At 40.4% G+C, this 10,498-nt stretch carries 6 protein-coding genes and 2 pseudogenes; all 8 read right to left on the bottom strand.

The annotated features are described in order from the left end of the window. Positions 1 to 83: 83 nt before the first annotated feature. Positions 84 to 1,640, bottom strand: a complete 1,557-nt coding sequence (locus tag JMX91_RS10730; protein WP_201549065.1) for a site-specific integrase — start codon at positions 1,638 to 1,640, stop codon at positions 84 to 86. Next, positions 1,640 to 4,495 (bottom strand): tyrosine-type recombinase/integrase, encoded by a 2,856-nt coding sequence (locus tag JMX91_RS10725; protein WP_201549064.1) that lies wholly within the window; start codon positions 4,493 to 4,495, stop codon positions 1,640 to 1,642. The genes JMX91_RS10730 and JMX91_RS10725 overlap by 1 nt, the downstream gene beginning before the upstream one ends. After that, the gene (locus JMX91_RS10720; RefSeq protein WP_201549063.1) at positions 4,492 to 5,727 is read right to left on the bottom strand and encodes a tyrosine-type recombinase/integrase; all 1,236 of its coding nucleotides are present in this window, start codon (positions 5,725 to 5,727) and stop codon (positions 4,492 to 4,494) included. Before JMX91_RS10720 ends, JMX91_RS10725 begins: the two co-directional genes overlap by 4 nt. 100 nt (positions 5,728 to 5,827) lie before the next feature. After that, positions 5,828 to 6,457, bottom strand: a pseudogene (gene thyA / locus JMX91_RS10715) (thymidylate synthase); the annotation flags it as partial. A gap of 148 nt (positions 6,458 to 6,605) precedes the next feature. Continuing rightward, on the bottom strand, positions 6,606 to 7,490 hold the full coding sequence (lgt, locus tag JMX91_RS10710) for a prolipoprotein diacylglyceryl transferase (protein ID WP_201549062.1): 885 nt from the start codon (positions 7,488 to 7,490) through the stop codon (positions 6,606 to 6,608). A gap of 305 nt (positions 7,491 to 7,795) precedes the next feature. Beyond that, positions 7,796 to 8,494, bottom strand: a complete 699-nt coding sequence (urtE, locus tag JMX91_RS10705) for an urea ABC transporter ATP-binding subunit UrtE (protein WP_201549061.1) — start codon at positions 8,492 to 8,494, stop codon at positions 7,796 to 7,798. A gap of 78 nt (positions 8,495 to 8,572) precedes the next feature. Continuing rightward, a pseudogene (urtD, locus tag JMX91_RS10700) lies at positions 8,573 to 9,328 on the bottom strand (urea ABC transporter ATP-binding protein UrtD); the annotation flags it as partial. 98 nt (positions 9,329 to 9,426) lie between these two features. Then, the gene (gene urtC / locus JMX91_RS10695) at positions 9,427 to 10,497 is read right to left on the bottom strand and encodes an urea ABC transporter permease subunit UrtC (protein WP_201549058.1); all 1,071 of its coding nucleotides are present in this window, start codon (positions 10,495 to 10,497) and stop codon (positions 9,427 to 9,429) included. Between the last annotated feature and the right edge of the window lies 1 nt (position 10,498).

Here is a 10,498-nt window from a genome sequence, read left to right as displayed (position 1 = left end):
GCTATCTTTTTAACAGCTTCAGCTTTGAATGCTGCACTATAGGTTCTGATTTTCTTAGTCATGATAAACTCCTCATTGAGTCGTTAGTTTACCAAGTTTGGTTCTACAGTTTTTTCAGCATAGCTCAGTAGACCTACTTCAGCCTTAAATAGTTGATATGTTAAGGTGTGTCTTAACATATATGGATTGAACTTTAGTTCTTTAGCAGTTTTTTCGCCTAATAGTTGGCTGATAAAAATATTCATTTGATGTGTAAGGCTGGTACTATACATAGACTTAGGGAAACTACTAGGTTTAACAGTATCTACATTAGAAAGTAGGTATGGTGAGGCCTTGATTTTTGAAATATACGAAGCTGCTAATATTGCGTCTTGAACAATAGGTATAGCTACCCATCTGTCGTCAAACAAACCCGTACTAATCTCATCCTTATGTTTTTTGACAGTACTTTCAATCAGCCAAACGCCATCACTTTGAACTAAGCATGAACAATCCTGAACTCTTACTTCTGATAATTCAGATGGTCTCATACCTGTATACTGACCTACTAAATACGTGCAGGCATACGCTACGAGGTTAACATATTTCCTAAGATTATCTGCTTTATAACCGCGTTCTCTCAATTTTTCACGTAAAGTTGCCCCAGCCATAACGTTAGAATCTTTATTTAGCATCCAGTCGTAGGGCTCGATTACATTCATAACAAAATTTGAAGAATAATTTTTGGTTCTTAATCGCATAGCAATATACCCATGTAGAGCTTCATGCGTAACACGTTCTTGACTAGCCCATGATAAATATTCGCTCGTATTGAAACGTTTTAAAGAGTTGACATCTGATATTTTTTCTCCGTCTCCTATAGCGTCTAAAAAATCTACTACAATAAAGGATGCAGTCTTTGATAAAGATTCAAAGACCAAGTCTGGTAACACTTGATCTTTCTTTTCTTTATCAACATTCGCCACTCTCTTCCATTTCAAGCTATCTAACTCTACATGAGCAATAGGCTTCTCGAATACATACTTAACAGAAGCTGGGCTACGTAAGTATTTAAAAAATCTATCTAAATCTGTACCTTTTACACGATCATAATTTTTAGCCGCTATGGGATACAGTTCGGGTGTTATATCGCATAATGTTCTAATCTTTTTCTGAACAAACTCATAACCTAGTTCATGAGATGCTTGTTTGAATAGTTCATTGATAAATGTTAAACCACTTTCAAAAGTTGCAATCAAGGAGTTGGCTTTTAATGTTTTTTTTGATCGGCTTTTACCCTCGTTTTTCTGCAGCTTGAAGATGGAACTATTGAGCAAAGCCAACTCGAATATAATTTTCATTTCTATCAAAACAAATACCGGAATCGCTGTATATTTCGAAAAATTGATTCGTAGCTTTGCACCTTGAACATTTCTTGCAGCATTAGGATAATCTTTATTAAAGTTCCAAACGCTATCAGAAAACTTTGATAGTGTTGATATGGGTTTGTCCATAAGAGACGTCATATACTCTATATCAAATGTGTGCTTATGCTGAAGGCACTCATTTCTCTGATCCGTAATAGGATTTAAGGCTTCTAAAACATAGAAACGATGTTTTGCAAAAGCTGTCAACACGTCTAATTTTTTTTCATAGTCCATCAAATTACTCCATCAACTAGTGTAGTGGTTTCAATGTACTCTGCTAAACGCTGTCCATTCTTTAGATCCTCTAAGGAAAAGTCAGACAATGCTGGATCTGTAATGCCTTTTATTAGTTCCATATTCTCCGAAATGACATGTCCGTAGGGGGTGTCCATAACCCGAGTGTGCTCTGTCAAAAGCGTATAGTCACGCTTCATTGCAAAGATTTCAGGGAGGTTTTTAGCCGTAATAATTACATTGTCACAACCTAAACACTTATTATATTGTGAGCATGGAGTACCAGGAATATAGGATGAAAGGTTTTTTACAAAATCTGGAGGATCAAAAATATTCCTGCATTCTGCTAAAGGGGTATGGAAGGTTATTGCTAATTCGTTGGTATCTCTAGTTTGTACTTTTTGAGTTTGTCTATTCAAAGTAGATTGATGTATTTCTTTTAGTTTATCGTTTATCTTTACTCTACTTATCGTATTGAAGTCATAAGAGTCTATATAACCAATAGTCGTTTGAATTGAGGAGTGCCCTAACATGAGCTGAATTTCGCGTAAAGCTACTCCATTGTCTAACATTTCACTAACAAAAGTTGGTCTAAACCTGCTTATTGTAAGAGTTAACGGCTCTCCTGCGTCGTCCTTCAAATTATACTTCTCAACAAATCTGGATAAGCTATTGCCTAAGGTACTTGCGTTTCCTTCTTTACTTCCTGATATAGGAGAAACTTTTCCATATTTTTTTGGACTATTCGATTGCCAAATGAATAATCTGTCTTTGAATGTATCATCTTCAATATGTGGTCGAAAGCTACAGGTTAATTGATTTAATTCTTCGAAAATCATTTTTATAGACTTCGCTTGACTCGATGTAAGCCAAGTTAATTGTGCATTGAAAAGATCCAGAGGGTATTCCTTGTAGCCATCAGAGCGCTCTTTCCAATATCTAAGACAAGGTCGTGATGTTGCTGGATGAGATTCTAGATAATCGTCTACGTTGAGAGAAAGTAAAGAATCTGCATTTAATCCTGTAATTTGGGCTAGCCTTAAAAGGTAGGGTATGAGTATATCTATATGTAACATCGGGGTAACACCCCATTCATCATATATCCCGCTCAAACCTTTGTCTGAACGGGCAATAATTCTCAAGAAAGATTTTTCGATAGGGGACTCTGCTGTATGATAATGGATTGGCTTACACCCCAAGGGGTTTTCAAACAGCCATCGCGCATTATCTAGTGTAGAAAGGCCTTTTACTACAAAACCTTTTTCATTCAAAGGATTTTTACCTATACCCGTTTTTTCGTATGGTATAAGAGCTGCTTTAGACTGACACAATCCTTTTTCGATAGCATCTAATACCTGAATCCGCTCGTTCGTTGTAAATGGCTTTTTCGCGTCTGTTTCTCTACTTACAGCAAAGCCATTTATATCGAAAAAGCTATACTCCAGATCCCGTACTTGGGTCAGCCTACACAGTGTTCTGCGTACTGAACTCAAAAGTGTATTTGCATGATAACTTGATATTTCTTTACTTATTATCTTTTTCTCTAAATATTTTCGATATCTAGATAGGAGATGCTCATCAAAAACTGTGACAATTTTTAAAGGTGAATTACCATATAGTTCAGATAAGAAATCTATAAAGGAATTACTCGCAATTCTATAGTTACTCTTGCCTGATTCTGAAGAGACAATTTTACTAGTACAGGCAAACAGTTGCTCAACCTGAATAAACGGTTCTAGTTTTGAAGGAAAGAAGAAATTATCAGCAGCATGTAACTCTCTTGTGGCCAGTCTATGAAAACGTTCTATCTGACTTTCACTATGATTTTTTCTATTTATGTTCGCTTCGCTTGTTCTTTTAGCAACGCTTTTATAATTTGGATCAATAATTCCAAGTTTTTCAAGATCTTTGTGAATGAAGTCCCAAGCATCTTTAACAGCATTAAAGTATAAGGAAGATATTTTTATAGGAAATTGTCCCAATGGCATTTTCCCAACTGAAATCTTATTACCAAAAATAGGTAATGTATGCTTTTCTTTTTCAGATAACTGTCTGTACCAATTCAGTAGCTTCCTTCTGCTTTCGATGCCAGCAGCTTCATAGCTCCCATCTGGTATTACTAGAATCCCTTCTTTGATCATCTTTTCGATCAAAGGGTTCGTAAGCTCTCTGTATTTATGTGCCATAGGGTATGAAATTCCTACTGCATTTTGTATATATTTTACGGAGACACTAAAACCTAAAAGGTTTTTAGCCTTGCTAATGGGTATTTCCCACAGTGTTTCTACATCTGTGACTGTTCTTGATACCCACTCTAAGATAGCAGATGCTTCGTCTCTAATAGGACGCTTTCTTGACTCGACTTTATTAAAACCGGCACTTATAATTCCCAGTCTACAGAGATCTTCATGAATCTCATCGATTGTTTTTGCTACCAATTCATATTGAGTTGCTAAAACATTCCAGTAGTCCTGCTCGTGTCCTATTGATTTGAAGCAAACGTTGTTTATAGATTTAGTCAAACGAGGAAGGTTTTTCTTATCACTAAAACTTAAATTGCTATACCAATATAATATTCTCTGTCGAGTTATATTTTCTCTACTAGAAGCTCCTTTTACGACAACCTTCATCTCAGCCATTTTCTCTATCAATGGAACGGTGAGGTGCTTTCGTCTATCAGCTTCATTGACCGTGATAGATGTCTCTTTCGCTAAAAATTTAGATGTGATATTGACGCCCCAAGGATTCTTGAAATGGCTGCTAAGTGGTAAGGATAAGAGTTGGTTTGGACTCTTTAATAAGCCCTCTACCCATGTACTTACCAATTGATCAGTGGCTATTCCGTCCTTTTTCATTTGATGTCCTTAATGCCAATTTTCAATTGTGTCTGTTCAGATAAGCGCCTCATCTTCTCAGCTCTAGTTAGTAAGTCCCCATTCTCATCACAAATAGTATTATAAATTTCCTGAGGAATGCTGGTATACATTTGGGTAGTACTGAGGTGGTTATGACCTAAGTTTTTTTGTACGATAACGAGCCGATCTAGGTAGTCGGATCCTAGGTCATTTGATTGCAATATTGCATAGGCATTACCATGCCGTAGCTTGTGAGGAGAGATTATTCTATCGAGGCGACCTTTCTTTATTGCACGTTTGCTGATACGTTCAAGTAACTCGTTTATCGCTTTACGTGTATAAGGAGTGCCTTTAGCATTAAAAAATGCTGGGGTTTCATCTGGATTTACATATTTGCGAGCATGTTTTTTGTAGAGCGGAGACGCATGATATTTCTGTATACGTTTAATGGTTGCCGAACTAACTAACGTCCATCGTGGTTTGATTTGATTTCCACGCCCCTTGCTACCTTTGATGGCTAAAGGTACGTAGTCTGCATGAATAGGTTGATCGGACTCTACTGAAATGAACTTTTCAGAGTTAAAGTTGACAGTGTCTCTAAAATCTTTAAGAGTAACCCTGATCAGCTCCGAACGCCTCACGCCAGAGTCATATAAAAACTGAAGTATTACTCGTTCTCGTTCTAATCGAGTAGATTGAATCAATATGAAAAGATCATCAAGAGTGCATGAAGTAATTGGTGTACGCTTTGGTAATTTTGAAAAGTATCCATTACTATATGGATTATCCTCTCTAAGCGGCTGACGGTCTTCTGTGCGACTGCAGAGGAAATGAAGGAAAGCGTATATTGCTCCATCACGATTTCTAATAGTAGCTGAACTTCTATGTTCTTCAACACTTAAGAAAGTACAGTATTCCTGAATTACATACCCTGGAACTGTGATGAAGACCTCATCAGTTTCATTATCGCTATAGTCTGGACGACTACGGATATACTTTAAGAAGTAAGTTAGGTTTTTGCCATATGTATTTGCTGTTTCATGAGCAATCTTTTCGTGCTTGAATTGATATGATAGATACTCAGAGATAAGAGGGAGGATTTTACCACTATCATCAAATACACCAACCCCGTTCACTTTGACTTTCTGATCCAGTAATAGGTCTGGTATTTCACTAATTAAATAAGATTTTGATAAGTCTAATTCTCTATTGGAACAAATCTTAATATCCATAATATAGGCCAAAGTAATACATAGATTAAATTGTATATCATATTATGCATTGACCTGATGTTCACTATAAGTATAGAGGAATGAGATGTTCCTAGGCTGCTAATAATTCATACTGTGAATTATCATTATAGGGGAATAATAGGAATAAGTCAGCCGAACGTTGATATAGCTGGCATGACAGCTTATTGTCTGCGACAAAGAACTGAAATAACGTATGACATGGTGGTAGGGCTACTTGCTCTGCCTCACCTGGATTCCAGCCTGACACAATCAAACGGCGCGAATTCGGATTGGTCTTTATCTGTTCAACGACCTGTGCGATTTGATCGACGCCATCAGCGTTATAACTGGCATCTTCATTTTTGGTCGCGCCATAGTTGCGCCATTGATGGCCATAGATAGGACCCAAATCACCAGCAGGTCTGTTGAAGCGTGCTGTCTGTTCTGCTGTCGCCCACTCATTCCAGATACGAACATTATTCTGTTGTAGATAATCGACATGAGTGCTGCCACTTAAAAACCATAATAGTTCATAAGCGATGGATTTAAAGTGAACCTTTTTGGTCGTTAGCAGTGGAAAGCCATCTGCTAAGTCAAAGCGTAGCTGCGCGCCAAAATGGCTAAGCGTACCAGTACCAGTACGATCGCCTTTTTCGCTGCCATTGTCGAGAACGTGGCGTAGTAAATCTAAATAGCCTTGCTCGTTATTACTTTGGGTGCCATTGATCATAAAATGCTCTTTAGTTACTGCTGACAGTACATACAGGCTAGATGGATAGTCGATATATACACTGTCATTATTGAAAGTATTGCTAGGATAAGCGTTTTGACAGCTTACCCTATTTTAAGTCATCAACCTTTATCACAAAAGGGTAGGCTTAATAAGCAGCTTGCTTACCCCAGTCGTAGATGCCGCGTTTGTAGGCGTAACCGATCAAGAACAGACCGATAATTATCATTGGGGCGCTTAGTATCTGACCTTTGGTCATCCAACCTAGCAAGATGAATCCTTGGTCGATGTCTGGCTGGCGGAAAAACTCAATGATAAAGCGGCTAAAGCCATAACCAAGCATAAAGACACCGGTTACTGCCATCCGAGGACGGGGCTTCGATGAGTACCACCACAAGAATAGAAACAACAGTAGACCTTCTGCAAGGGCTTCATACAATTGCGACGGGTGACGCGGCAACAGGTACTGGCCATTGACTTCAGTCATAAGGTCTTGCAGCGCAGGATTGGCTTGTAGCTGCTGCATATCAACAATAGCGGCCTGCGGAAAGTAGGTCAACCAGTTATAGCCACCGTCAGAGACGCGGCCCCATAGCTCGGCATTGATGTAGTTACCAATACGTCCGAACAATAAACCAGTTGGTACGCAGGGAACGACAAAATCGAGCACTTGGAAAGGTGTCTTTTTATATTTGCGAGCAAAATACAGCATACCCAACATGACACCAATCAGACCGCCATGGAATGACATACCGCCTTCCCAGACCTTGAACAGATAGGCAGGGTTTTGGAGTAGCTCGCTGAACTGATAAAACAATACATAGCCGACACGGCCACCTAATATCACACCAAGTGCGCCAAAAAACACTAGGTCAGAGACCATATCTGTCGTCCAGCCTTCACGCTTGGTACTGCGATACCATGCCAGTCCGTAGGCGGCGGCGAATGCCAACAAATACATCAGCCCATACCAATGGACTTCGACAGGTCCAACTGCTAATGCTACAGGATCGTACTGAGGATGAATCATCATAAGGGCATCATAATATTGATAATAAAATGCTGACTATAATAGCAAATTTCGTTCGCTGGGCATACATAATTGCTCTGGTGCCAATCAGAGTGTATGAGTAATTTGAGTTTTTGAGATGGTACAGAATGTATAGGCTAAGAGTTAAAAGAGATAAGAAGTGAGGTGAAAAAAATGACTTTAATTAAGGAGTGTTTTCGTGATGATATGTAATCTTGGTAGCTATTAGCTTGAGATAAAAATGCCATTTTTAGCATTATCGAGCGTTCACTACCAATTTGTATTATGACATTTATTATTAAAAGAGATCAGATGGCGACCAAATCTTGTACGTTATTTTCGACCATCGTGTCGCCTGCACCTTGTGAGACTACCTTGCCGCGTGATAGTACCGTGTAATTGTCAGCCAATTCTTCGGCGAACTCGTAAAACTGCTCAACCAGTACAATCGCTATGTCACCTTTGTCAGCCAAGTCACGTAGGACTCGGCCAATATCTTTGATGATAGAAGGCTGAATACCTTCAGTTGGCTCGTCTAAAATCAATACAGTCGGCTCGGAGGCTAAGGCGCGTGCAATGGCAAGCTGCTGCTGCTGACCACCAGACAAATCACCACCGCGTCGATGTTTCATCTCATCGAGTACGGGGAAAATATCATATAAATGTTTGGGTACATGCTTTGCCTTGCTGCGTGAAAATTTGGCCATACCAATTAATATGTTCTCTTCTACCGTCAGTGTCGAAAAAATATCGCGTCCTTGTGGTACATAAGCCAAACCTGCTCGGACACGTTGCTCTGGAGACATTTTACTAATGTCTTTATCATTAAGCAAAATCTCTCCTGATTTAATCGGTAGTATCCCCATCAAACATTTGAGTAGCGTGGTTTTGCCCACGCCATTGCGTCCAAGTACCACGCTGCACGCGCCTACAGGCGCTGTAAACGAGACGTCTCGTAAAATATGACTGCCGCCGTAATATTGGTTGATATCGTTCACTTGTAACATGGCTGTCTCCTAAACTCTAAAACTTTTCTAATATTTTAAAGGGAATATTCGTTTGGCTCGTCTAGATGATTCGTTCGGCTATCGACCTAAGTAGGACTCAATCACTGCCTCATTGGCTTGCACTTCAGCTAACGTACCTTCGGCCAAAATCGCCCCTTGTGCCAATACCGTGACTTTTTCACTGATAGCATCGATAAAGGTCATGTCATGCTCAACTACGACCAAGGTATGATTCTTTTTAAGGCGTAGACACAGCTCGGCGGTATGCTCAGTTTCTGCATCGGTCATACCTGCTACGGGCTCATCAAGCAAAATCAGCTTGGGGCTTTGCATCAGTAGCATGCCAATCTCTAACCATTGTTTTTGCCCGTGAGAGAGCAAACCAGCAGGTTTGTTGATTTTATCAGTCAGGCGAATTTGCTGTAGAGTCGCGTCGAGGGTATCGCGAGTATCGGCATCGAGTTTGTTAAACAAGCTTTTAACCACACGTTTGTCCTTTGGCGCAGCAAGTAACAGATTATCCATCACCGTAAAATTTTCAAAGACAGTAGGTTTTTGAAACTTACGGCCGATACCCGCTTCAGCGATTTGTTCGGTAGATAAGCTGGCAAGATTATGAGTCTGACCAAAAAACACGCTCCCTTCGGTAGGGCGGGTTTTACCCGTAATGACATCCATTAGCGTGGTTTTACCAGCGCCATTGGGACCAATAATACAGCGTAGCTCGCCTTCTTCGATATAGAGCGATAAATTATTAAGTGCGCGAAATGAATCAAACCAAACGCTCACGTTTTCTAAGTACAGAGCAATACCATGGCTAAAGTCGACGCCTGATTTTTTGGGGTGACTGAGACCGTCACGTCCATCAGTATGATCATATTCAGATAGCGCTTTGGTCGATTGTTCAGTCGTTGACGGTTTATCATTTAGCATTATTGTTTCTCCTTTTTGAATCGATCGAACAAGCCCATAATGCCATTGGGTAAAAACAACGTCACGACGACGAATAGTCCGCCTAAAATCAATAGCCAAAACTCAGGGTAGGCGACCGTAAAGTAGGTTTTTACAGCGTTTACCACACCAGTTCCTAAAATCGCGCCAATTAAGCTTCCTCGACCACCAGTCGCTACCCAGACGGCTATCTCAATTGAGTTCACTGGGTTCATCTCACTCGGGTTAATAATTCCGACTTGTGGTACGTATAGCGCACCAGCGACACCAGCGATGACGGCGGACAGCACCCAAGCGGATAGCTTGTACCACAACGTACGGTAACCTAAATACTGCAAGCGGTTTTCGCTGTCACGAATCGCACCAAGTACTCGCCCATAAGGCTGATTCATTAAATGACGCAAACCCATATAAGAGACTAACAATGCTAAGGCCGTGACAAAGCAAAGCATTGAACGAGTAGAGGCAGCGGTAATGTCATAGCCGAGTAAGGTGGTAAAACCAGTAAAGCCATTGTTACCGCCGAAGCCTGTCTCATTACGGAAGAACAGCAAGGCTGCTGCATAGACCATGGCTTGAGTGATGATGGAAAAATAAACGCCTTTGATTTTTGAGCGAAAGGCAAAAAAACCAAAGATAAAAGCAACCAAGCCAGGCACTAATACGACCAGTGCGACTGCCCACCAAAAATGCTGCGTGCCAGCCCAGTACCATGGCATCTCAGTCCAGCTCAAAAAGCGCATAAAGTCCGGTAAGCCATCACCTGCTGTCTCACGTGTTAGGTACATGCCAAATGCATAACCACCCAAGGCAAAGTACAGGCCATGTCCTAAGCTCAAAATACCGGCATAGCCCCAGACGAGATCTAGCGCCAGAGCGACCATCGCTAGTGCCATGATTTTGCCAATCAAGGTAATCCAGTAGGCTGAAAGGTGAAAGGCTGATGTCTCCGGCATAAGATGTAGCCAAGGCAGTATCAGTAGTACGGCAAAACATAAGCCAATTAAAACAGCACTACGCGGTGTATCAGACAGTAATTTGGTCAGTATCATA

This window comes from Psychrobacter sp. Pi2-1 (genome assembly GCF_904846645.1).
Taxonomy (GTDB): Bacteria; Pseudomonadota; Gammaproteobacteria; order Pseudomonadales; family Moraxellaceae; genus Psychrobacter.
The sequence above is the reverse complement of the archived record's forward strand: the minus strand, read 5'-3'. Positions and strand labels throughout refer to the sequence as shown.

Coding starts and splice junctions, on each gene's coding strand:
- lgt (WP_201549062.1), bottom strand. CDS start 7,490: ATGATGATTCATCCTCAGTACGATCCTGTAGCATTAGCAGTTGGACCT.
- urtE (WP_201549061.1), bottom strand. CDS start 8,494: ATGTTACAAGTGAACGATATCAACCAATATTACGGCGGCAGTCATATT.
- JMX91_RS10720 (WP_201549063.1), bottom strand. CDS start 5,727: ATGGATATTAAGATTTGTTCCAATAGAGAATTAGACTTATCAAAATCT.
- JMX91_RS10730 (WP_201549065.1), bottom strand. CDS start 1,640: ATGGACTATGAAAAAAAATTAGACGTGTTGACAGCTTTTGCAAAACAT.
- JMX91_RS10725 (WP_201549064.1), bottom strand. CDS start 4,495: ATGAAAAAGGACGGAATAGCCACTGATCAATTGGTAAGTACATGGGTA.
- urtC (WP_201549058.1), bottom strand. CDS start 10,497: ATGATACTGACCAAATTACTGTCTGATACACCGCGTAGTGCTGTTTTA.